We start from the raw sequence: 23,192 nt of genomic DNA on the forward strand, positions 1-23,192 counted from the left end.
CACGGAGGGCCAGACCGAACCGTTKGCATTTTCCCTATTGAACATTATGCGTATTTTGAAGAAAAATTTCAAAAAACATTACCAAAAAGCGCTTTTGGGGAAAATTTAATGGTTTCAGGTATGCTAGAAAAAGATGTTTCGATTGGCGATATTTTTCAAATTGGGGAGGCTGTCATTCAAGTGACCGAAGCACGTAACCCGTGCTCGACCATTGCTAAATATAATCATATGCCCGAACTTTATAAAGAAGTGCAGCGAACAGGTTTTACAGGCTATTTATGTCGCACGATTCAGGAAGGGACCATAAAAAAATGGGATGAAGTCACGTTGCTTGAAGCGGACTCGCGCCATGTGACGGTTTCTTATTGTCACGATATGGTTTTACACAGAAAAGGGGAAAAAGCTGATTTTGAGAAAATTATGGCAGTCAAAGCTTTATCTGAACGCTACTACGCGGCCCTGCAAAAAAAATTAAGAGAGATGACAATGTCTATTTTGTCATCTCTCTAACGGCAATCTTCTTGAGAGCAGTCTGATTTTGGCGTGCGACGTTTTGTTTTGCGTAAACTTTGAGTTTTTCTACAAAATGTCTAATTCACTTGCGGCTTCGGCATCTAAAATCACCGTTAGTTGCGGATGAAGCTGAAGAATCGATGCGGGAACGTGGCTATCTACTGGCCCAAAAAAGGCTTTTTTTATAATTGCGGCCTTCTTCCTGCCATTTGCAATAAGAACAATTGATTTCGCCGCCATCACGCTTTTAGGTCCCATTGTTACATAAAAATCAGGGCATTTTGAGGAAGCACCGCCCACTTCCTGAATAAGTACCTCACACATGCCAGGCAGCGCGTCCGCCGAGACACGCGTAGTCATGTCCGTAAACTCTGTAGTACCCGGAAGGTTTCCGCAAAAATGGCCATCTTCTCCAATGCCAAGTAAAATTAAATCAAGACCGCCATCCGCTAGAATCCGCGCATCTTGCTCCGTATAATTTTTCTCATCCAATACATGAATTTGTTTTTCGGAAATAGCAGCAGGATGGAAGAAGAGTTGATTTAAATGCGTCATCGTTACACCAAAACCCTCCTCACCCGCATAAGGAATTTCATCAAAATTATAATAATGAACGTGGTCTAAATAGGGCTTGTTTTTTACCTCTTGCACTAAATACTCATACATTTTGATGGGCGTGTTTCCAGCCGTAATCGCTAAATTCACCCGGTTTTGTTGATACATTTTACCAAGTAATACATTTGCTGCTACACGGCTCATCGCCGCATAATCTTGTTCGACAATTAATTTCATTACTAAAATGCCTCCTTTTTTATACACATACAGTATACATTCTGTAATGCATTTCAGAGCAAGCAAAAAAAGACGAATGAAAAATTTTTCATTCGTCTTTTTTCTTCATGGCTAGATAACTTTCTAAAACAGCGATTTCTTTTTCATCCAGTTCTTCGATTTGATCAATTGCTTTTGTAATATGAGCGATTTTATCAGAACTTGAAAAACGTTTCTTCTTACCACTTGCGTAGCTCATAATTGTACTCGTAATCATACCAATAAAACCAATCCCCACTAACATCATAATGCTTGCTAAAATACGTCCAATCGGCGTGACGGGTATAATATCGCCATAACCCACCGTTGTCGCTGTCACAATCGCCCACCAAAGGGCATCGGGATAATCATGTATTTCAGGTTCAATAAGCACCATCGGAACGGGGATAAAAATCACAAGTAACAAGAAGATCAAAATAAAGCGATTTAATCCGTTCGTTTTGAGAAAATTATAAAGGGGTGTTAAATAACGATTTCCCATTGCAGTTAGACGTAATAGGTGAAATAAACTAACGATACGCGCAGCCCTGAAAAGGCCATATGCTGGAATAATCGCGATTAGTTGGAATGGATGAGTTTTAATATATTTTTTCTTATCCTCTGCCCGAACTAGGCGAGCCACATAATCTAACGTGAAAATCGCCCAAATGACCCAATTTAATAGGATCGTCCAAAAATTATGATAGGGAATTAAGGCAAATGATAATAAAATGAGTACGAGCATAAATAATTCGTAGATGAGTGCTTTTCTTGGGATTTTCACAATGATCATCCTTTCTAAATTAAGTTAAACCATGTTGGGTAAAAAAGTGTAAAAGGCCGTCTTCATCAGGACTGCCTGTTATGTAATCCGCTACTTCTTTTAGTTCAGGCTTAGCATTTCGCATAGCCACTCCGTAATGAACAAATTGTAACATTTCATAGTCATTCATTCCATCTCCAATTGCGATGGTATGCGTCTTATCCATTTGAAGATGCTCGAGTAAAAAGCGAATCGCCGTTTCTTTATTAATGCCACGCAAAACAATTTCGCCACTATTTTCCCCGAAAAGCGGGACAGTTGTATGTAAAATCGTAAATTTATCTTCGTAGGCTTTTTTTACTTTTTCAAAAGGCACATATTCGCTCATAAATGAAATTTTATTGACCGATGTGAGTTCTGAAATAGGCTTTTCAGGTAAAAGTAAGTCAAAAAAGAATTGTAACTCGCGGTCGCGTTTTTGATATTCGTCATCCGTTTTAGTGAGACCTTTAAAAATTTGTTTGCGAATTTCAGGGATACAAGTATCACTTGCAAATAGACCATCATTTGATTCCAAATAGTAGCCGATGCCTTCTTTTTTAAAAAAGTGAACGATGCTTGAAAGGTCTATCATGTCGAATTTTTTATGCAAAAGAAGCTTGCCCTGTTCTTCAATATAGCCCCCGCCAGCCCCGATGAAACCATCAAATTCTATTTTCTTAATATCATCTGTTAGTTCAGCTTTTGACCTTCCTGTACAAAGATACACTTTGTGGCCATTTTGCCGCGCCTTATGAATCGCGATTCCTGCCGATTCCGGAACTTGTCCGTAGTCATTGCAAAGTGTCCCGTCCACATCAATAAAAATAATTTGTTTGTCCATGTCGCTCTCCTTTACTCGTTTGCTCTCGTCTTTTTTATCATAGCATATTTTGGTAAAAAAAAAACGAACCCGAAAAGGTTCGTTTTAACGAATTGCGTAAACGATTTTTTTTGCTCCTTGCACCAAGCATGCAGAGGTAGCAGAAAAGCGCGAATAAAATCGTAATAATCAAGCTATGGAAAAGAGCAACATACAAGTTTACGCCAGTGTAAACCGATAAAATACCCGTCAGCGCCTGAAGAGCCACAAGAATAAGCGCTAAAACCATTCCATATGTAAGAACGCGGTAATGCCTGTAATCACGGAATACAAGCCAAGTAACATAAAGTATCCAAACGACCAGTATAAAGGCCGCGAGTCGGTGCCCGTACTGAACATAATCTTGAATCGAGTCAGGCCAAATAAAACGCCCATCTTGAAACGGCCAAACAGGAACAGCTAAACTAGCACGTTCATGTCGAACGAGTGCCCCTGTATAAACTGCAAAGTATGTATAAATGGTTAAAAAATAAAGATTAAAGCGAAGTTTAGCGCCCATCACGAGATTTCTGGCATCGAATTTACGGTCAAATTCGAAAATAAGTAGCGCTAGTAAGATGATTGCCGCGTAACAAATAATGGAAATACCAAAATGTAATGCCATAATATAAGGATTTTGTCCCCACATAACAGCTGCAGCGCCCATGAAAGCTTGTAAGATTAAAAATAAAACAGCGATAATGGCAAGTGGCTTCGTTTCACGACGATCTTTAATGGTGCGCCAAGCTAAAATAGCTAGGATGATAACGAAAATAGAAGCAAGACCTGTTGTCATTCTATGGGCGACTTCAATGAGTTTCTCTGGTGTGATGTCCGTCAGGCGAACAAGTTGCCCGTTACATAGTGGCCACGAATTTCCACAACCATCTGCTGACCCCGTTTTAGTTACTAAGGCGCCACCAAAAACAACAAAAGTCATGAAAATAATTGTTAAGACGGACCAAATTTTAAGAAATTTATTCATGATTTCTTATTCTCTCCTTTTAGATGAATCTATCAAAAATGCGAGCTTTTACACATTAATTTTATTGTAGCGAATTTTAAATCAGAAGTAAAGAATTCGTGATTTGGCGCTGTTTCACAAACTTTTCTGGAATCTTTGATAATTAATTCACATGGAAATATCTATAAAAATGTTTTATTTATCTAATGTTTTTTTAAATGTGTGAAGCCGATTGATTGACAAAGTATGCCATTATTTCACATAATAGAGGAGTAGATTATTTACGCGCGAAGTAGCACGTCTAAGGGGGGAGACATTTTGGGCAGAATAGAAAATACTGGCGAATTAGCAGATGTAACCAGTAAGTTTACGGTTCGTGATTTCACCGAACTCATTAAAGTAGGCATAGTGAATTCTAATACGATTACAGCATTTACTGGAATGTGGCTCGCATTTCAACTAAATGGGATTTCGTTTATTCAAAACCTAGATATCATGTTTTTTACAATAGTAGGATCAGCGCTCATCGTTGCAGCATCGGGCGCCTTTAATAATGTGATTGACCGCGACATCGACGGAAAAATGGAACGGACAAAAAATCGGCCAACCATGACAGGAAAAATTTCGGGGAAAAAGGCCCTTATTTTAGCTTCTTTGCTGCTCATAATAGGTGTTGGTATGCTCTTTATGACAACTTGGCAGGCTGGAGTTCTTGGGATTTTAGGCGTATTTTTATATGTTGTGGTTTATTCCATGTACGCGAAACGAAAACTAGTAAGCAATACGGTTATTGGTAGTTTTTCAGGCGCTGTACCGCCACTGATTGGGTGGTTTGCGGTAGATCCTTCGTTTAGTTTAATCCCAGTGATGTTATTTCTTGTGATGTTTTGCTGGCAACCGCCGCATTTTTATGCAATTGCCATTAAGCGGAAAGAGGAGTACCGTGCAGCAGGAATTCCAATGTTACCGGTTGTAAAAGGAATTGAACGTACAAAAATCAGTATGGTATTTTGGGTTGTTTTACTAAGTGTCCTACCATTTTTCATGACGGAGCTTGGTATGGTGTATGTCATTTTGGCAACGGCACTTAATATCGGCTGGCTTGTTTTAAGTTTCTACGGATTTAAAATGAAAGACAGCTTAAAATGGTCTCGCCTGATGTTTGTATATTCATTAAACTATATGACGATTTTATTTGTTTCTATGATTGTCATTTCCATTTTCTTATAATAAAATAAATCACGTATTTTTAGCCCGTATTTTTACGGGCTTTTTTCTTTAAAAAATCTTTGAATTCTCCTCATCGTTTTCTCCATTTTGGGTGGTATAGTCAAAAGTAGAATGAAGAAATCGGAGTGAGTGTTATGAAGATAGCAAGTTTTGAACGAATGACACAGCTTATTGCAAGTGGAAAAGAGCTTGAAGCAGAAAAAGAAAGTCAAAATATGATTGATGAAAATCCTTCGCACTATGCCGGTTATTTATGTTTAGCTTACGTTTATTCTAAAACAAGGCGAAAACTTGATTTAGCCGCCAGTTATATCGAGCAGGCTTTACTTTACAATCAAACTATTGTTGAAAACTACTTAGTCGCGATTTCCATATACGAACAATTACATAAAACAAAACGCATACTCGAACTAGCAAGATTTGGCCTGACATTAGATTATACACAAGCCAAATTTTACGAAGCTTTGGCTAAAAATGGGAACTTTAATTTAGCCGAAAAGATTGCCTTATACGAGAAGGCCCTACTTTATAGCCCGAACCAAGTTTCCTATATGGGCATTTTGAGTGAGCTTCTTTTTAAACAAAACCCGCGTGACAAACGAGCGCTTGAACTCCAAAATTTAGCATTCGCCACTAAACCAGACGACATTCCCAATTTATTTCGCTTTGCCAAAATGAGTTATGCCCGTTGTGATTTTGAAAAAGCCTTTCAGCTAGCGGAACGTGCAGTGTGCCTTGCGCCAAATGAAATCCGCTACCAAGAGTTCTATCAAGAGATGAAACTGGTCCAAAATCCTTTTTTCGGCACCTATGAAAAAGCCCGTTTATACACACATTACTTTCCTGCTTGGACCACCATCACCATTTTGCTCGCGTATACCCTGTTCTTTATTTGGGGGCTTGTAACAGTTGGCTATTTGGCCATTGTCATGTGGATTATCCCGCTTAGCATTTTAATTGTAGCATTTTTAGTTCAGGCAGGAGCAGGGGAAGCGAAGACGGTTCAGGCAAAACAAAATCGTTATGTTCGCCTACCCATTGCCATTATCACCTTACTGGCTCTTTTTATTCCAGCTGGTATACAAGTGGTAAGTCTTGCCTCGGATACGTTAAAGGAACAAATCACGGTCCAAAAACAAGTGAGCGAACCAAATGAAGTTTACCATGTGCAACATGATAAAACACCAACTCGGGTAGCGACTACGGTAGAAAATCACCATTTTAACGCGGATTATAACAAGTTAGTTAATCTTCGCGCTCTCGTTCGAGCAGGGGAACAAAATGATGCTGTGCTTGAAAAATATGTAGCAAGTTCATATTTACCTACTTTTAAACAAAAAATAAAAGATGCCAGTAACTACGACAAGTTGATGAATGCTAGATTTTATCAAATGTTAAACTTAGATTCGAGTGAGAAAGCTTATTTAACGCAGGAAAATAATCAGTTTGATTTAATTATCTTATTTAAAGCGGGCAAAATTAGTCACATTTACGGAAATACATGGACGACTGATACGAAAGAAAAACTCGCTATGGAAGGCATGATGCCGCACATTGTTGCGGACGGAAAATATACCGAGTTGAATCAGTAAAGAAGGTGCAAAAAGCATTCTTCTTTTTCGTTTTTAGGCTAGTATTTAATCCGGAAAACCGCTACAATAGAGAAAAGAATGGCAGGAGGCTAAAGCGTGAAATTTATTTTAAGAGTAGTAGTTCTTCTTGTAATCGGCCTCTTTATTTTTTATAATACAGACTTGTTTTTTCAACCACCTGCTGAGAAAAATGAGGCTTCTGAAAAGGTAAGACAAGGGACTATTTTTCCTGAAAGCAAAAAAGCGAGTGAATCAACGGAAAAACTGGCCGATAATGATAGTATGGCAAGTTTTGTGGACCAAGATGTGAGTAAAATAAAAGAAAAATTCGGCAATCCTATTCGTATTGATAAAACGCCTTATGGCTTTGATAATTATGTATATAACCAACCTAATTCAAGCTACATGCTTGTTGGTGTTCGTGACAATAAAGTACAGACGATTTATGCGCTCGGGCAAGATTTAAATTTAGCCCCGTATAAAATCGGTATGTCTGTGGAAAAAGTATTTACAAATGCGAAGTTACAATCGGAAATTTCATTTAATTATCAAAATAACTTTTATCGTTTTGAACTATCGGAAAATGATTTAAATGTGCGCCCTATTGCTAATTTAGGAAGTGGTGTGTATGCGCAACTGAATTTCGATAAGATAGATGGGAAGCTGATAAGCGTTCGGTATTTGAACAAACTTTCATTCATAAAAATGCATCCTTATGAACTCAATTATCAAGGAGACATTTATGAGGAAGACGTTTCGGCGAACTTGTGGAAAGAAATTGATGCGGCGAGTGATAAGCAAGTGCTAGAAATCACCAATGTGTTCCGTGAAAGATACGGGGCTGAGCCGGTTGCGTATGATAATGAAGTGGCTAAAGTGGCCTATGGTCATAGTGTTGATATGGCGAATAATAATTATTTTGACCATGATTCGCCGACTGAGGGAACGCTTTCGGATCGGATGAAAAACGCTTCTGTTCAATATGTAAAAGCGGGCGAAAATATTGCGTATAATTATTTGGATGCGGCGGCCGCTGTTGAAGGTTGGCTAAATTCGCCTGGGCACCGCAAAAATTTATTGGATAAAAGTTATACGTATATGGGCGAGGGGACTTTCCAGAAATACTATACACAAAATTTCATAACAAAATAAAAGACGTAACGAACTTTTACGTGTTATAATAAAATCATTGTTAAATCAAATCGATGCTTGAAGTAAGGGGGAATCAGTTTGTTTGCCACAATGGAAAGTTTAGCGCTCCTTGATTTGTCAGATGAACTATCTGCCATGATTTTAGAATCAGAGGAAAGACACAATTATATCGCTAAAAAACAAGCGTTACAAAACATAGAAACACAAAGCAAAATTAAAGCTTTTGCAAAAATAAAAGAACAGTTTGAAGAAGTCGAACGTTTTGGCAGGTATCATCCTGATTATAAAGAAGTGACTCGTAAAACGCGTCATTTAAAACGCGAATTAGATATGGATGCATCAATTGCAGCCTTTCGCCAAGCAGAAATGGATTTTCAGTCTTTGCTTGATGAAATTAGTTTCATGCTAGCAAGTGCCGTATCGAGTCATATAAAGGTTCCAACAGGGAATCCATTTTTCGAACAAAAATCTGCATGCAGTTCAGGTTGTGGTAGTGGCGGTGGATGCGGCTGCTCAGCTTAACGTGTGACATGCTAAAGGAGCTATATAGATGGAAAATGATAGACAAGCTGTCATCGTTTGGATGAATCATTTGAAGCAAGTACGTTCATTAAAACGCTTTGGAAATGTGCATTATGTATCGCGGAAATTGAAATATGCGGTTTTATATTGTGATATGAATGAATTAGAAGCGATTTCCACTAAAATTGCGCGTTTTAATTATGTGAAACGTGTTGAACCTTCTTTTAGACCGTTTTTAAAAACGGAATATGAGTCGAAGAAAGACATGATGTATGAACGGAAAAATGAGGATGTTCAAATTAGTATTTAATGGTGAGGCAGTGCTCAAGACGGGCACTGCCTTATGTGTCAAATAGAAACGAAAAGGATGTTTAAGATGAGAGTGATTGCGGGAAGTAAAAAAGGACATGCTTTAAAGGCTGTTCCAGGAAAAAGCACGCGACCGACAACAGATAAAATTAAAGAATCGCTCTTCTCGATTATCGGCCCTTTTTTTGATGGGGAAAAAGTACTCGATTTATTTGCAGGAAGCGGCGGTCTTGGTATTGAGTCGCTAAGTCGAGGAGCAGGCGAAGCGGTGTTTATTGATCAGGCGAGTGTTGCGATTAAGACGATTAAGGATAATTTGGCGGCTTGCCATCTAGAAGATCAGGCGTCCGTTTATCGGAACGATGCGATGCGGGCACTCAAAATTTTACAAAAAAATGAAGCTATTTTTGATTTGATCTTTTTAGATCCGCCGTATAAAAAGCAACAGCTTGAGAAAATTTTATTGTTTTTAGACGGCGCAGGCTTAGTGGCTGACGGTGCGCGTGTGGTATGCGAATATGAAAAGGGAGACTTTTTACCGGATGTTTGTGGTCGGTTTAAAAAAATAAAAGAAGCCCATTACGGAATAACGGTTTTGTCTATTTTTGAATTCGAGGGGTGAGTAAAGTGAAAGAAAAAATTGCAGTTTGTCCGGGAACTTTTGACCCTATTACAAATGGCCATTTGGATATTATTGAGCGTGCGGCCAAAACATTTGATGTCATTTTTGTATCGGTTTTAAAAAATGCGAGTAAAAAGCCGCTATTTAGTTTGTCCGAGCGAATACAATTAATCGAAGAGGCAACAAAACATTTACCAAATGTACGTGTAGAGAGCTCAGAAGGCCTTCTTGTTGATTATGCAAAGAAAAAACGGGCAACGGTTGTCATTCGAGGTTTGCGTGCTGTTACGGACTTTGAATATGAACTTCAAATTGCGGCGATGAACCGAACACTTGATGCGGAACTTGAAACTTTCTTTGTGATGACCAATCCGAAATATTCGTTTTTAAGTTCCAGTATGATACGTGAAGTGGCCAGTTACAATGGAGACGTGGCGAATTTAGTACCAAAAAATGTGAACGAGGCATTGCTAGCTAAATATAAAAAATAGAGGTGTAGACATTCATGCGAACGCAGTGGAAAAAAATAGTTGCGATAATTGTTTTATTAGTTGTGATAGCGGGTTTCTTTATCCCAATGCCTTATTACATCACAAAACCTGGTTCTACGGAAAAATTAGAACCGCTTGTTGAAATTGAGGGGCATAAAAGTGAATTAAAAGGCTCGTTAAGTCTTGTGACCATTGCGATGGCGAATGCTAATATTTATACATACGGATTAGCCAAACTACTTCCTTACCAAGAAATTGAAAAAGAAAGTGATGTGCGCTATGAAAATGAGTCGAATGAAGAATACAATGTCCGTCAAATGTATATGATGAATGAGTCTAAAAATAATGCGATTCAAGTGGCCTATAAAGCGGCTAATCAAAAGGTGACGGTGAAGTATGACGGGATATATGTTCTGAGCGTACTCGATAATGTACCAGCTGCAAAGTATTTACACGCAGGGGATTTAATCACAAAAATTGATGGTCATGCCTTTGAATCAAGTGCGGAATTCATTCAATATGTGAAGAGCAAAAAGGTGCATGATGTGGTGACGATTGACTATGTTCATGACAAAAAAGCAGAAACGGCTCAAATTGAGCTAACAACGATTGATAAAAAAGGAACGGTTGGTATTGGCATTACGCTTGTAGATGATGAAAAAGTGACAACAGATCCGAAAATTAAAATTGACTCCGAACAAATAGGTGGGCCATCTGCAGGTCTTATGTTTAGCTTGGAAATCTATAGTCGCTTCCAAAAGGACGACTTAACAAAAGGTTATCCTATTGCTGGAACTGGAACGATTGATCCAAAAGGCAACGTAGGCCGCATTGGTGGTATTAATCAAAAGGTTGTTGCGGCAGATAAGAGCGGTGCTAAATTCTTCTTTGCTCCTGATGATAAAGTGACAGATGAGATGAAAAAGGCAGATCCAACCATAAAATCGAATTACAAAGAAGCGGTCGAAACGGCCAAAGACATTGATACGGACATGAAAATTATTCCTGTTAAAACTTTCCAAGATGCCGTTTCTTATTTGGAAAAATTGCAGCCTAAAAAATAAAAGTGAAAAATAAGTAGGGAGATAAATGACTAGTTGTGTCGTCTATCGCCCTACTGTTTTTTTGTTTGAGAAACGGGAACATATAGGTAAGAGTAGAAATAGGTGAGGGATATGAAATTTAAAAACAGTACGAAAAATAAAATTGGACGTTATTTTCCGAATTATATTGATGCGGAAGGGCTTGATGCGGGGATTTTGGAGACGGAAAACGCTTTTTCAGCTCTTTCCTATAAGCGGCAAATCAATCGGGTGAAGACGTATAAATGGCATACGACTGGAAAATTAGATAATACGTTTATGCGTCCGGCGCTGATTAAAAAAAGGCCGCTTCTTGAGGTGGACTGGCAGCCGCTTCTTTTTGCTGAACTAGGTCGATTGAGAAGTGAGGCGCTTCAAGTTTCGGTGATGGATTTTGGCGCGGTCGCAGACGGGAAAACGGATAGCACGAAAGCTTTTCTTAGAGCGATGGGGCAAGGCGGTCGGAGCGTGAGTATTCCGGAAGGGGAATTTATTATTTCTGGTCTTAAAATCCCGTCCAATACGGAATTAATTGGTGCAGGGACAACTAAAACGTTTTTACGCATGCATGATTTTGCGCCTAAATCGCGCCAGGGGATTCGAAATCGGAATCGCTACTTGGGGAACAGGAGCATTCGATTAGAAGGCTTTACGCTCGATTGGCGCGCGGAGCGTTTTCCTGAAAAAGAAAAAAGTTCGGTTCGAGGTATTCGTTCGAGTGGGATTACGCTTTGCAACGTCAAGTTTGGTCTTGTGCGCAATATTTGTGTGCGAAATGCGGGACTCCACGGTGTTGATGTGACTTCGGCTTATTATAGTTATGCGGGTGACGGAACGACTTCACGTTTTAGGAGCCGCTATGTGTGGATTGATGATGTGGAGGCATATGGTTTTGGCGATGACGGAATTACAACGCATCATAGCGATTACGTTTATATCACACACTCTTTTTTGCATGATCCGAGTGGACGGGCGCATCAAACAGGCTTTTCAAATTCAAATGGCATCGAGGTGGATGATGGTTCGCGGCATGTTGTTTTGCATAATAATTATACAGAAAATTGTTTTGGCGGGGTGGAAATTAAAGCGCATGAAACGAGCTCAGCGGCTTATGATACACAAATTATTGGGCATTATTCCAAGCGTGATAATCGCGCTTATAATTTTCGCCACATCGGACATCACAAAGAAAATGACACGAATACCTTAACTGCCATTGGTATTCGCGCCACTTTTTTAGTTGCTGAGGAGCCGCAAAATACGCCTCTTTATGAGGAGAGTGTGCCGCGCGCGCTTGTTGTGTCGGCCTATCAAAAGGTGGCCATTCACCATTTTTGTACGGTAAGTCAAAGTGAAACGCCAGTTATTGCGATTCAGTATCGGGCTCGTTATGTGGATCTTGCCCACATTTGTTACCGAGGTATAGCTCCGGAAATTAAAACGGGCCAAGGCGTGCATCTTGAACATGTTTCACCAGTAAATGAGTGGTCGCTTTAAGTAATCACTGTCTGGCTGAACTCTACTGCCTTCCATTAGGCTATATAGCTTTGTCGCGCGAACATCATATGCGATAAGTTCCTCTTTAGCTTTTGAAATCGTCGTGACAAGCGGAAGTTCAAGGTCTTTTTTTACTTTGGATAAATAAGCCTGCCCAGTTTGGTTCATGCCTAGGAGGCGGAGATATGGCGACACAGCGTCTTGTTTTTCAAAATGAAGTAAGATTTGCATGGCTGTCCGCTGAACACGAGCGCGACTATAGCGTTTTGTCACAATTTCATTTAAAAAATCTTCAACCTCCTCATGTCTCGCTGCTTTCACGAAACGATTTTCAATTCCTTCTGTTACGCTGTTAATTTTTGAAATAGTTCCCGGGCTATCTGTAAGTAATCGGTAACGTAAAAACGGATAGATTTCAGCAAACGTCATTAAATTTGCAGAACTATTAATGATTTCCTTATAAGCAAAAGAAGGCATATATTTTTTTGCCTGCGTAATATGTCCCTGTAAAAGCATTTTACGAATCGCCGTTGCACTTGTAACAGCCGGTTTTTTAGGGATTGTTTCCGCGTACTGTGTGGTACGTTTTAATGTTTCGATTTGAAGAGGGGCATTCATTTTCTCGTTTGCGAGTGTATAATGAAAACCAAGAATATTGTTAGGAAGTGTAATATCTAAACGATCCCCAATTTTTTCATGTAAGGCTTCGGTTAGTGCTGCCCCGTAACTTAAGGTTTTATTCTCAAGTTTTTCTTTAATAAGAAGCTCAAAATCGTCTTGATTAGCTAGTTTAGCGGCCTCTATAAAGGCTTCTTTACTCCCGTCTTCACTTCCAAAAAAGATGGTTTCAGCTTTTAAATCTGCGAGCATGCGAACTGCTTCTGTTGCAAAAATATCGGCTTGTTGCATGACAAATCGAACAGGAAGCTCAAATACTAAATCGGCTCCGCCAAGTAATGCCATTTTTGTTCGCATCCATTTATCTAGTATGGCGGGCTCGCCGCGTTGTACAAAGGAGCCGCTCATAATGGCGATAATACAGTCCGCATTTGTTTGTTTTCTAGCTTCATTTAAATGATAAAGATGTCCGTTATGAAACGGATTATATTCTACCACAATTCCGGTAGCGCGCATGAAATCACCTTTTCCTTTTTTCTTTTTATTTTAGCATAAAAATGTAAGGTTTGGTGGGGTTTCCTTTTCTTAAAAAGGATTGACAAACGCGCATAGAAAAGCTATAATGATTTTTGTTGCGCCCGAGGTGATGAATGATGAAATGGTCTTTAAGTCAGTTAAAAAAATATCGTGATGGCGAGTTTGAAATCGATGAAACAATCGACTTAACCGAGTTTTTAAAAGAAAATAATCATGACGTCAGAGAAGCTTCACCTGTTCACGTTACCGGAACATTCGAAATAAAGCGCGACGAAGTAATTGCTCATTTAACAATTACAGGCGAGTGGACGTTGCCGTGTGCAAGGACGCTTAAAGACGTTATCTATCCGTATGAAATTAAAACGATAGAAACTTTTGTGAAAAATAAGGATCAAGTTCAAGATGAATCTTGGCATTTAATGGATCAAGATACAGTGGATTTAGTTCCTGTGCTTTGTGAGCTTTTGCTTGTTGAAATTCCTATGCAAGTGTTTAGTGAAGAAACAGATGAGGAAAGTGCTCTTCCTAAAGGAAATGACTGGGAACTTCAAACAGAAGAAACATTTGCTCGTGAAAAAGCAAAAAACGAACCAAAAACGGATCCTCGTCTTGCTGGACTAGCCGATTTTTTTAATGAAAAAAAAGAAGATTAGTTTTGGTAAAGCTGGAATATATCTAAGGGAAACCTTAAGACTAGTTTTAATCTCTAAGGAGGTGTATGGAAATGGCAGTACCTTTTAGAAGAACTTCTAAAACCAAAAAACGCAAACGTCGCACTCATTTCAAATTACAAGTGCCTGGTATGAACGAATGTTCAAACTGTGGTGAAATGAAACTTTCTCACCGTGTATGCCCTGAATGTGGTCATTACGATGGTAAAGAAGTAGTGAACAACTAATCATAGCAAGTGAGACGTACACTTGTTTACTAAAAAAACGACAAGATGCCATGGATCTTGTCGTTTTTTTGCATACATAAAAGAAGAAATAGTGTAAAATAAAGCATGTAACTTGAAAAAAGTGTAGGTGAAGGTAGATGCGAAATATTGGAATCATCGGTGGCGGCTCAATTGGTTTACTTTATGCGGCTCGTTTTGCTGAAGAAGCGAATGTCACGCTGTATGTAAGAAGAAGAGCCCAGATGGAGGATTTACATAAAAACGGACTAATAGACGACAAGCAGGTTTTTTTAGTTAAGTCTTTTTTAAGTAGCTCACTGGAACACGTTAGGGAACAAGATTTGATTTTAATTGCTGTGAAAAGTTATGAGCTCGAACATTTAGTGAGTATGTTAAATCAAATTCCAAGCGATATCCCGCTTTTATTTATCCAAAATGGTCTAAGTCATTTATCTATTTTAGAAAAACTGACGGCAAACCATATTTGGCTAGCGACAACAACCTACGGGGCGATGCGCCTAAATGATTTTACTGTAGAGCAAAAAGGAGCTGGAAAAACTGTTTTTGGAGTTGCAAAAGGGGAGGTCACTTCTGCGCAACTGAATTTCTTACAACAACTACCTGATTTTTCGTTCCAATTTTCTACAGATATCGAAAAAGCGCTATATGAAAAATTATTGATTAACGTAGCTGTTAATCCACTGACTGCCGCTCTAGGTGTAGCAAACGGACAAATTCTTCAAAATGAACACTGGCACAATGCGCTTATTCAAATTATTCACGAAGCTAATCAGGTGCTTAATGTAGAAGAGGCCGTTTCAAAAGTGGAAAGTGTGCTAAAGGCTACAAATGAAAATATATCATCGATGGCTATGGATATAAAAATGGGACGCCAAACGGAAATTGATAGCATCGTTTTACCTGTCATTGAACGGCTAGAAGCATGCAACCAAAGCGCGTCAAAGTTGCGACTTCTTTATGACATTATAAAAGGAAAGGAGCAGCAAAATGTTTAATTGGTTAACGGACATAACATCCATTTTCATCGTACTACCTATAGCTGTCTTCACAGTAGTCGCCTGTTTTATGACTTACGTATTCAAAAGACCGCGATACGCTTTTAAAATAGCTTGCGACTTCTCAACGATTTTTCTTATCATAGCCGTACATTTTTTCATGAAATTGCTATTTGGAAAATCCTTTTTGTTATACATCTTGCTTTTCTTATTTATAATTGGCATTGCGATTATTTTTATGTTCGCGAAACGAGATGGCGAGATACATATAAAAAGAACGATACGCGTTTACTGGCGAATTTGCTTCTTTGTTTTTAGTTTACTTTATATCATCCTTTTTTTAATTGGTCTTATTATGGGGATTGCTCAAATGCTCGGATAGAGGAACCCAAATTTTACGTAGATTATAATAACCATACATCATATCCTCAAGGCCGCGAATTTGAGGGTCAATATGGTGCATTTTATAGCTATAGGCCACATAAAACAGAAAAAAGTTTTCCGTAAGCCACGTGTCAAGCGACATGCGGCTTTTTTCGCGGTCAAAATGAGTTTCGCCAAAACGGATTTCTTCCATAAAATCAGCGACAGTAAGAAGTATAGCTTCACTTAAAAACCTTCTTGGGATTAAATTAGGGTTAGTGAAGAATTCAAAATAGCCAAGTTCAAGGTCAGCGCCTGGTTCTTCATCAAGCCAAATGACAGGGATTATTATTGGTGATTGTTTTTTTACAACGCATTTTTTTGAATTACTTTCTAAAAAACAAGCTTTATTAGGAAAAAATGAAGCTAATTTAATCAAAAGTGGGGACTAGTGGTTTTATCCCCCACTTTGGCACCACTTCGAATTTCAAAGAGGAAATGGCTTAATATCAAGGTTTAATCATCTCTTGTTTTTAAAAGAGATGATTTTTTTGTCTTTTTTTAGGTTTTGGGTGGTACAAAGTGGGGAGATGTGGTAAAGTTGTATGTATGAAAGTGGGGGAAGTCTAATGTTCATGGGAGAATATCAACACAACATTGATATAAAGGGCCGTTTAATCGTGCCAGCTAAGTTCCGTGAACTACTTGGGGACGATTTTGTCATTACCCGTGGACTGGATAAATGCTTATTTGCCTATCCTAGGACGGAATGGTCAAAACTCGAGGAAAAACTTCAAACACTTCCATTAACTAAAAAAGATGCTCGTTCTTTTACACGTTTCTTCTTTTCAGGCGCTTCTGAATGTGAACTTGATAAACAAGGGAGAATTAATATTCCGCAAAACTTAGTTGGTTATGCGGGACTTGAAAAAGAAACGGTTATTATCGGCGTTTCAAATCGTATTGAAATTTGGAGCAAACCGGAATGGGATGCTGTTTTCGAGGAATCAGAAGAATCCTTCTCCGAAATTGCAGAAAATATGATTGGATTCGATATTTAAAAGGAGGGCTACAATGTTTAAACACGAAACGGTCTTACTACATGAAACTGTGGACATGTTAAATATAAAAAAAGATGGTATTTATGTTGATTGCACATTAGGTGGTGCGGGACATTCCACTTATTTGCTCAGTCAACTAGGGGGAAAAGGGCGTTTGATTGCATTTGACCAAGATGTAACAGCGATAGATAACGCGAAAGAGAAGTTACAGGATGCACGAGTGACCTTTATAAAATCGAATTTCAGATTGATTAAAACAGCATTGTTAGAAAATGGGATTACTAAAGTGGATGGCATTTTATATGACTTAGGCGTTTCGTCACCACAACTTGATGTTCGTGAAAGAGGTTTTAGCTATCATCAAGATGCCCCTTTAGATATGCGTATGGATCAATCACAAGAACTGACAGCTCAAATTGTTGTAAATGAGTGGCCATATGAAGATTTAATTCGAATATTTTTCAGATACGGGGAAGAAAAATTCTCTAAACAAATAGCGCGTGAGATTGAGCGCAAGAGGAAAGTGAAGAAAATTGAGACGACACAGGAACTTGTTGACATTATTAAAGATGTTATTCCTGCGCCGGCAAGACGCAAGGGGGGACACCCTGGGAAACGAATTTTTCAGGCGATTCGAATTGCGGTAAATGATGAACTTGGTGCTGTTGAAGATTCATTAAACGACGCATTAACACTGTTAAATACTGGCGGTCGAATTAGTGTCATTACCTTTCACTCTTTAGAGGATCGTATCACAAAACATATTTTCCAAGAGGCGGCAAAGGGACCCGAAATACCGAAAGGCTTACCTGTTATTCCGAAAGAATATGAGCCTGACTTTAAATTAGTGTCACGAAAACCAATTTTACCTAGTGAAGAAGAAGTAGAAACGAATAATCGGGCACGATCAGCTAAACTGCGTGTCATTGAAAAAATTAAGAAGTGAGTGGGAGTTGAAAAATGTGAGTAATGTTGCCTACAAATCCAATTTGGAACCAAAGCGCGTACATAGAGAAGTTGAACAACCGAAAAAAGAAATTTTAAAGCGTGGTCGAATAACGCTTGGAGAAAAGCTAATTGCACTAATTGCTGTTGTAGCGATTGCTATTTTCGCATTTTCTATCATTAGTATTCAGACATCTATCTACAGTGTCAATAAAAGTATTGAAGCGAGCGAGGAAAAGCTACTTAGTCAGCAAAAAACGAACGATGATTTGAAAGTTCAAGTGAATGATTTAGGACGCTATGAACGTATCTTGAAATTGGCAAAAGAAAAAGGCTTAAGTTTAAACGGAGATAACGTAAAGGTAGTGGATGGTAAATGAAACGGCGCAGAGGGAATATGAGGAGGGGCGCACTGGTACTTTTTGTCTTTTTCGCGACGCTCTTCCTTATTCTTACTGGCCGTTTTCTTTATTTGCAAATTACCGGTGAGGCAAACGGAGAACCGCTAGCAGCCGAAGCGGCGAAACAGCATCTGAAAACGGAGAAAATTGAAGCAAAACGTGGATCAATATTAGACCAAAAAGGTGAAGTCATTGCAGAAGACAGTTCAACCTATACACTTTTTGCTGTCGTTTCAGATAAGTTTTCAAAAACATCAAAAGAACCGAATTACGTTGTAGATAAAGATAAAACTGCTGAAGTGCTTGCGAAATACATTTCAATTTCAAAAGCAGACATTTTAGACCGTTTAGATAAAAAAGAGGTTTATCAAGTCGAATTTGGAAAAGCGGGTAAAAATTTATCCGTTGAACTGAAAAATAAAATTGAAAAAGAAAAACTGCCAGGTATTAATTTCACACGTCAAGCCTCTCGCTTTTACCCTAACGGAACTTTTGCCTCGCAACTCATTGGTTTTGCACAGCAAACGGAAGGTGAGAGCGGAGAATCTTCTTTAACTGGTAAGATGGGTCTTGAAAAAAGTTATAACTCCATTTTAACGGGAAAAGATGGTGAAATTAATTATAGTACAGATAAACTAGGTTATATTTTACCAAATGCGAAAAAAAATGTAACAGAAGCAAAAGACGGAAATGATATTACCTTAACCTTAGATAAGAAAATTCAAACGTTTTTAGAAGATACACTGACGACCGTAAACGCTAAATATAAGCCGACAAATATGATGGCGGTTGTTATGAATCCAAAAACAGGCGAAATTTTAGCCATGAGCCAAAGACCCTCTTTTAATCCGACAACACGAGCAGGTTTAAGCTCAGAAAACGCAGGTGTTTGGCAAGATTTACCTGTTGAGTATGCGTATGAACCAGGTTCTGTTATGAAAATTTTCTCACTAGCCTCTGCTATTGATACTGGAGTATATAATCCAAACGGCTACTACCAATCAGGGATTTACCGCGTGGGAGATATCCCAATCCATGACCATAATGGCGGAGCGGGCTGGGGGACAATCACTTACCGCGAAGGCGTTGAGCGTTCCAGTAATGTCGCTTTTGCCACTCTTTTGGATAAAATGGGGACGGATACGTTCGAAAAATATTTAACAAAATTCGGCTTTGGCCAAAAAACAGGTATTCAGCTACCAAATGAAGCCAGCGGAAAAATTTTATACCATTATCCAGTTGAAAAAGTAACCACAGTATTTGGACAAGGAACAACGGTATCCATGATGCAAATGCTTCAAGGCGCTTCAGCTATCGCGAGTGATGGTAAAATGAAACTACCTTATGTGGTTTCAAAAACAACAGATCCAAACACGAATAAAGAAGTCAAAACAGAAACGAAAATAACAGGTGCCCCAATCAGTGCAGAAACAGCGAAGAAAACGCGTAATGAATTAAAAGAAGTTGTGAGCGGGGAACATGGGACAGGGAAACTATATGCTATCCCAGGTTATACAGTGGCAGGTAAAACGGGGACATCGCAAATTGCCGATCCTAAAACAGGAAAATATATGACGGGTAGTAATAATTATATCTTTTCCTTCATGGGAATGGCTCCAGCAGATGATCCGGAGCTAATCATGTATGTGACTATGCAACAACCGCAACTTGAAGGTAGTGAAACTGGCGGGGCAGCAGTTTCGGAAGTGTTTAATCCTGTTATGAAAAATAGTTTGCAATATATGAACATTAAACCTGCTGAAGAAGAGAAAATGGCTAAAGTAGCTGTTCCTAATTATTCAGGAAAATCTGTTCAAGATGCAAAAAAAAGCAATTTCAGAAAGTAAACTAATTCCTGTTGTGGTGGGAAATGGCAAAAAAGTCGTGCAACAAATTCCTCAACAAGCGAACAAGCTCATGGAAGGAGAGCGAGTCATCATCATGACTGATGGCGATATGACAATACCAGATATGACAAATTGGTCGCGGGATGATGCGCAAAAAGTCTCAGAAATCACAGGAATTTCATTTAGCTTTAAAGGAACGGGTTACGTTACGAATCAAAGTGTTTCGGCTGGAACAATTTTAAATGAAGATTCAAATGTTGTGCTGACAATGAAAAAACCGAATGAAATCAGTGCTTTTAATCAAAACAAGGACCAGACAAACCAAGATAAAATCAGACAAGATACAAATATAGAAGAGAACGCAGGAGTAGGCGATTTATTAACACAATAATGATATTGAACCGTGTCTATGGAACGAAATCTCATTCGATAGACACGTGTTCATTTATCCCTATGGAAATGCACCTTGCTTTTTGCTAAGATAGAGAAGGATATTTTTTATCTTAGCAAAGTGCGTGGAAATGTTACTAAAGGAGATGCACATTTTGAAATTAAAAGAGTTATTACGCGTATTGCCGCTTTGTCATACGAATGCGGATTTAGATATGGATATTAAAAAAATTGCTCAAGACAGTCGTGAGGTCACAGCGGGCACGCTTTTCATTTGTATTGACGGGGAAATCGTGGATGGACATAAATTTGCTCAGGTGGCGGAGGAAAACGGGGCTTCAGTGATTCTTGCTGAAAGACCTGTGGATGTTTCGATACCCGTCATTTTAATTCGCGATACTAAACGGGGGATGGCGATTCTTGCCGATCATTTTTATTCCTCTCCAAGTCAAAAAATGCGCATGATTGGAATTACGGGCACAAATGGAAAAACAACAGTAAGTCATTTAATTGAACAAGTACTGAGAAATCAAGGCGAAACTACGGGTTTGGTTGGCACGATGTATATGCGCATTGCAGATGAAACGATAGAGACGAAAAATACAACGCCGGATAGCCTAACTTTACAGCGGGTTTTTTCCAAAATGAATGAAAAAGAAGTGACAACTGCCGTGATGGAAGTATCGAGCCATGCGCTTGTTCAGGGCCGTGTTTACGGAACAGATTATGATGTTGCTGTATTTACAAATTTATCGCAAGATCATCTTGATTATCATAAAACGATGGAAGAATACGCATATGCGAAAAGCTTATTATTTGCTCAACTTGGAAATCGATATTCTAAAAATCATCCAAAAATGGCGATTTTAAATGTAGATGATAAAGCTTCTAAAACGATGAAAAGAGCAACAGCCGCCCACATTATTACATATGGAATTGATCGAAAAGCGGATTTTAGAGCACAAAAAATGGAAATTACAAGTAAAGGGACAACGTTTGAACTGGTTTCACCAGAAGGAACTGAAACGGTTCATATTCAAATGATTGGCAAGTTTAGCGTCTATAATGTTTTAGCCGCAATTGCAACTTGTTATGTTTGTGGGGTTCCGCTTGAGGAGACAATGAAAACCTTGAGCGGGATAAAAGGAGTTAGTGGACGTTTTGAATTAGTGCACGCGGGACAGGATTTTCCTGTTATTGTCGATTATGCGCATACGCCTGACGGATTACTTAACGTTCTAGAAACGATTTCCGAATTTGCCGAAAAACGTATTTTTGTCGTGGTTGGTTGCGGGGGCGATAGAGACAAAGGGAAACGTCCTAAAATGGCTAAAATTGCGGCAGAATATGCTACAAATCCAATTTTCACATCAGATAATCCGCGGACAGAAGAACCGGCTGCGATTATTAATGATATGTTAGAAGGGGTCCAAGGGAAGTCCTATGAAGTACGCGTCAACCGAAAAGAAGCGATTGAGCTTGCTGTAAATTCTGCGGAAAAAGGCGATGTCATTTTAATTGCCGGAAAAGGGCATGAAGATTATCAAATTATCGGTACTGAAAAATATGATTTTGATGACCGTCTAGTTGCGCATGAAGCTATTGAAAAAAAAACAAAAAACTTTAATACAATAAATAACAGTTTAGTGGAAAAAAGATTGGAGAGAAAAAATTGTGTCTTTATATTTTTTAATTACAACATTAGCGGTGGCTTTTATCATAACCGTAGCCTTCGTTCCAGTATTTATCCCGTTTTTAGTTAAGTTGAAATTCGGTCAAAGTATTCGCGAAGAAGGACCGAAGCTTCACGCGAAAAAATCGGGAACACCAACTATGGGAGCCGTTGTCTTTTTGTCAGCGATTATTATTAGCTTCGTGCTAATGTCTCTTATTAGTGACGATTTTACTTCAGCAACATGGCTTATTTTAATTGCTACACTATTGTTTGGGGCACTAGGTTTTCTTGATGATTACATTAAAGTTGTGCAAAAACGTAATTTAGGACTTACATCTAAGCAAAAGTTTTTTGGGCAAATCGCGATTTCGATTTTGTTCTATCTGGTTTATCATTTTAGCGGCTATCCTGACACATTAACCATTCCGTTTACGAGTACAGAAGTGAATATTGGCTGGTTTTTCCTTATATTTGTTTTATTCTGGCTAGTAGGGTTCTCAAACGCCGTCAACTTAACAGACGGGCTAGACGGACTCGTATCAGGACTTTCAAGCATCGCATTCCTTGCTTTTGGTGTCATTGCGATTTATGAAAATCAGACGGAAGTTGCCCTTTTTTGTTTCGCCGTCGTTGGAGGCATGTTAGGTTTTCTTATTTTTAATAAAAACCCAGCGAAAATCTTTATGGGGGATACAGGTTCCCTTGCGCTAGGTGGGGCACTTGCAGCCGTATCGATTCTCCTGAAACACGAATGGTTACTCCTATTAATTGGGATTGTTTTTGTTATTGAAACCGCATCGGTCATGTTACAAGTCGCTTATTTTAAAGCTACAGGAGGGAAACGAATTTTTCGCATGACACCGATTCATCACCATTTTGAACTTGGTGGATGGAAGGAATGGCGAGTGGTTTTAACTTTTTGGGCAGTAGGTTTACTTGCTGGATTAGTAGCCGTTTTGTTAGTAATTTAAATAATTGGCCGCAATTTGCGGC

25 protein-coding genes and 1 pseudogene are annotated in these 23,192 nt (G+C 38.8%); 20 read left to right on the forward strand and 6 right to left on the reverse strand.

Features of this window, described 5'->3' with window-relative positions:
- On the forward strand, window positions 1–510 hold a 510-nt coding region (locus LFLEISCH_RS01465; protein WP_007472334.1), incomplete at its 5' end, for an MOSC domain-containing protein.
- A 69-nt stretch (window positions 511–579) separates the two neighbouring features.
- Here LFLEISCH_RS01465 and LFLEISCH_RS01470 read toward each other — a convergent pair.
- The 4 genes from LFLEISCH_RS01470 to LFLEISCH_RS01485 all read right to left on the reverse strand — a co-directional run bounded on the left by LFLEISCH_RS01470 (window position 580) and on the right by LFLEISCH_RS01485 (window position 3,972).
- The gene (locus tag LFLEISCH_RS01470; protein WP_007472337.1) at window positions 580–1,305 is read right to left on the reverse strand and encodes a glucosamine-6-phosphate deaminase; all 726 of its coding nucleotides are present in this window, start codon (window positions 1,303–1,305) and stop codon (window positions 580–582) included.
- An 88-nt stretch (window positions 1,306–1,393) separates the two neighbouring features.
- A complete protein-coding gene (locus LFLEISCH_RS01475) occupies window positions 1,394–2,068 on the reverse strand; it encodes a potassium channel family protein (RefSeq protein WP_169330645.1) in 675 nt (224 codons plus the stop codon).
- Between the two features lie 58 nt (window positions 2,069–2,126).
- Window positions 2,127–2,969, reverse strand: a complete 843-nt coding sequence (locus tag LFLEISCH_RS01480; RefSeq protein WP_007472341.1) for a Cof-type HAD-IIB family hydrolase — start codon at window positions 2,967–2,969, stop codon at window positions 2,127–2,129.
- A 37-nt stretch (window positions 2,970–3,006) separates the two neighbouring features.
- The gene (locus LFLEISCH_RS01485) at window positions 3,007–3,972 is read right to left on the reverse strand and encodes a COX15/CtaA family protein (protein WP_007472343.1); all 966 of its coding nucleotides are present in this window, start codon (window positions 3,970–3,972) and stop codon (window positions 3,007–3,009) included.
- A 297-nt stretch (window positions 3,973–4,269) separates the two neighbouring features.
- Here LFLEISCH_RS01485 and cyoE point away from each other — a divergent pair, with 297 nt between their 5' ends.
- The 9 genes from cyoE to LFLEISCH_RS01530 all read left to right on the forward strand — a co-directional run bounded on the left by cyoE (window position 4,270) and on the right by LFLEISCH_RS01530 (window position 12,448).
- Entirely contained in the window at window positions 4,270–5,181 is a 912-nt protein-coding gene (gene cyoE, locus LFLEISCH_RS01490; protein ID WP_007472346.1) for a heme o synthase, read from the forward strand.
- A gap of 134 nt (window positions 5,182–5,315) precedes the next feature.
- Window positions 5,316–6,773 (forward strand): tetratricopeptide repeat protein, encoded by a 1,458-nt coding sequence (locus tag LFLEISCH_RS01495; RefSeq protein ID WP_007472348.1) that lies wholly within the window; start codon window positions 5,316–5,318, stop codon window positions 6,771–6,773.
- Between the two features lie 96 nt (window positions 6,774–6,869).
- The gene (locus tag LFLEISCH_RS01500; RefSeq protein WP_007472351.1) at window positions 6,870–7,925 is read left to right on the forward strand and encodes a CAP domain-containing protein; all 1,056 of its coding nucleotides are present in this window, start codon (window positions 6,870–6,872) and stop codon (window positions 7,923–7,925) included.
- A gap of 78 nt (window positions 7,926–8,003) precedes the next feature.
- Window positions 8,004–8,447, forward strand: a complete 444-nt coding sequence (locus LFLEISCH_RS01505; protein WP_007472353.1) for a YlbF/YmcA family competence regulator — start codon at window positions 8,004–8,006, stop codon at window positions 8,445–8,447.
- 28 nt (window positions 8,448–8,475) lie between these two features.
- The gene (locus tag LFLEISCH_RS01510) at window positions 8,476–8,757 is read left to right on the forward strand and encodes a YlbG family protein (protein ID WP_007472355.1); all 282 of its coding nucleotides are present in this window, start codon (window positions 8,476–8,478) and stop codon (window positions 8,755–8,757) included.
- A 33-nt stretch (window positions 8,758–8,790) separates the two neighbouring features.
- Window positions 8,791–9,378 (forward strand): 16S rRNA (guanine(966)-N(2))-methyltransferase RsmD, encoded by a 588-nt coding sequence (rsmD, locus tag LFLEISCH_RS01515; protein WP_077907936.1) that lies wholly within the window; start codon window positions 8,791–8,793, stop codon window positions 9,376–9,378.
- 5 nt (window positions 9,379–9,383) lie between these two features.
- The gene (gene coaD, locus LFLEISCH_RS01520; RefSeq protein ID WP_007472358.1) at window positions 9,384–9,869 is read left to right on the forward strand and encodes a pantetheine-phosphate adenylyltransferase; all 486 of its coding nucleotides are present in this window, start codon (window positions 9,384–9,386) and stop codon (window positions 9,867–9,869) included.
- A 14-nt stretch (window positions 9,870–9,883) separates the two neighbouring features.
- A complete protein-coding gene (locus LFLEISCH_RS01525; protein ID WP_007472361.1) occupies window positions 9,884–10,933 on the forward strand; it encodes a SepM family pheromone-processing serine protease in 1,050 nt (349 codons plus the stop codon).
- Window positions 10,934–11,044: 111 nt separating this feature from the next.
- Complete coding sequence (locus tag LFLEISCH_RS01530) at window positions 11,045–12,448, forward strand: glycosyl hydrolase family 28-related protein (RefSeq protein WP_007472363.1); 1,404 nt, start codon at window positions 11,045–11,047, stop codon at window positions 12,446–12,448.
- Here the strand turns inward: LFLEISCH_RS01530 and LFLEISCH_RS01535 are convergent.
- Complete coding sequence (locus LFLEISCH_RS01535) at window positions 12,422–13,582, reverse strand: nucleotidyltransferase (RefSeq protein WP_007472364.1); 1,161 nt, start codon at window positions 13,580–13,582, stop codon at window positions 12,422–12,424. The genes LFLEISCH_RS01530 and LFLEISCH_RS01535 overlap by 27 nt on opposite strands.
- Window positions 13,583–13,719: 137 nt before the next feature.
- On the opposite strand from LFLEISCH_RS01535, the gene LFLEISCH_RS01540 reads away from it, so the two are divergent.
- From LFLEISCH_RS01540 to LFLEISCH_RS14895, 4 genes are all read left to right on the forward strand, one after another.
- Window positions 13,720–14,256: a YceD family protein gene (locus tag LFLEISCH_RS01540; RefSeq protein WP_007472366.1), complete on the forward strand. Its 537-nt coding sequence runs from the start codon at window positions 13,720–13,722 to the stop codon at window positions 14,254–14,256.
- Window positions 14,257–14,327: 71 nt separating this feature from the next.
- Window positions 14,328–14,501, forward strand: a complete 174-nt coding sequence (gene rpmF / locus LFLEISCH_RS01545; protein ID WP_007472369.1) for a 50S ribosomal protein L32 — start codon at window positions 14,328–14,330, stop codon at window positions 14,499–14,501.
- A 137-nt stretch (window positions 14,502–14,638) separates the two neighbouring features.
- Window positions 14,639–15,517 carry a 2-dehydropantoate 2-reductase gene (locus LFLEISCH_RS01550; RefSeq protein WP_007472371.1) on the forward strand — a complete coding sequence of 293 codons (879 nt, stop codon included), beginning with the start codon at window positions 14,639–14,641 and terminating at the stop codon, window positions 15,515–15,517.
- Complete coding sequence (locus LFLEISCH_RS14895; protein ID WP_007472373.1) at window positions 15,510–15,899, forward strand: DUF3397 domain-containing protein; 390 nt, start codon at window positions 15,510–15,512, stop codon at window positions 15,897–15,899. The genes LFLEISCH_RS01550 and LFLEISCH_RS14895 overlap by 8 nt, the downstream gene beginning before the upstream one ends.
- On the opposite strand, the gene LFLEISCH_RS01555 is transcribed toward LFLEISCH_RS14895, so the two are convergent.
- Window positions 15,858–16,319 carry a hypothetical protein gene (locus tag LFLEISCH_RS01555; RefSeq protein WP_007472376.1) on the reverse strand — a complete coding sequence of 154 codons (462 nt, stop codon included), beginning with the start codon at window positions 16,317–16,319 and terminating at the stop codon, window positions 15,858–15,860. The two genes, LFLEISCH_RS14895 and LFLEISCH_RS01555, sit on opposite strands and share 42 nt — an antisense overlap.
- A gap of 190 nt (window positions 16,320–16,509) precedes the next feature.
- Between LFLEISCH_RS01555 and mraZ the strand changes: the two genes are divergently transcribed.
- The 6 genes and pseudogenes from mraZ to mraY all read left to right on the forward strand — a co-directional run bounded on the left by mraZ (window position 16,510) and on the right by mraY (window position 23,170).
- Window positions 16,510–16,941 carry a division/cell wall cluster transcriptional repressor MraZ gene (gene mraZ, locus LFLEISCH_RS01560; protein WP_007472378.1) on the forward strand — a complete coding sequence of 144 codons (432 nt, stop codon included), beginning with the start codon at window positions 16,510–16,512 and terminating at the stop codon, window positions 16,939–16,941.
- 13 nt (window positions 16,942–16,954) lie between these two features.
- A complete protein-coding gene (rsmH, locus tag LFLEISCH_RS01565) occupies window positions 16,955–17,887 on the forward strand; it encodes a 16S rRNA (cytosine(1402)-N(4))-methyltransferase RsmH (RefSeq protein WP_007472380.1) in 933 nt (310 codons plus the stop codon).
- Window positions 17,888–17,903: 16 nt separating this feature from the next.
- Entirely contained in the window at window positions 17,904–18,266 is a 363-nt protein-coding gene (gene ftsL / locus LFLEISCH_RS01570; protein WP_007472381.1) for a cell division protein FtsL, read from the forward strand.
- Window positions 18,263–20,525 (forward strand): annotated as a pseudogene (locus tag LFLEISCH_RS01575) (penicillin-binding protein). Before ftsL ends, LFLEISCH_RS01575 begins: the two are co-directional and overlap by 4 nt.
- Window positions 20,526–20,679: 154 nt before the next feature.
- Window positions 20,680–22,287 carry a UDP-N-acetylmuramoyl-L-alanyl-D-glutamate--2,6-diaminopimelate ligase gene (locus tag LFLEISCH_RS01580; RefSeq protein WP_007472387.1) on the forward strand — a complete coding sequence of 536 codons (1,608 nt, stop codon included), beginning with the start codon at window positions 20,680–20,682 and terminating at the stop codon, window positions 22,285–22,287.
- A complete protein-coding gene (gene mraY, locus LFLEISCH_RS01585) occupies window positions 22,199–23,170 on the forward strand; it encodes a phospho-N-acetylmuramoyl-pentapeptide-transferase (protein ID WP_007472389.1) in 972 nt (323 codons plus the stop codon). Before LFLEISCH_RS01580 ends, mraY begins: the two co-directional genes overlap by 89 nt.
- The last annotated feature ends 22 nt before the right edge of the window (window positions 23,171–23,192 follow it).

The sequence above is a fragment of the Listeria fleischmannii subsp. fleischmannii LU2006-1 genome (assembly GCF_000344175.1).
Taxonomy (GTDB): domain Bacteria; phylum Bacillota; class Bacilli; order Lactobacillales; family Listeriaceae; genus Listeria; species Listeria fleischmannii.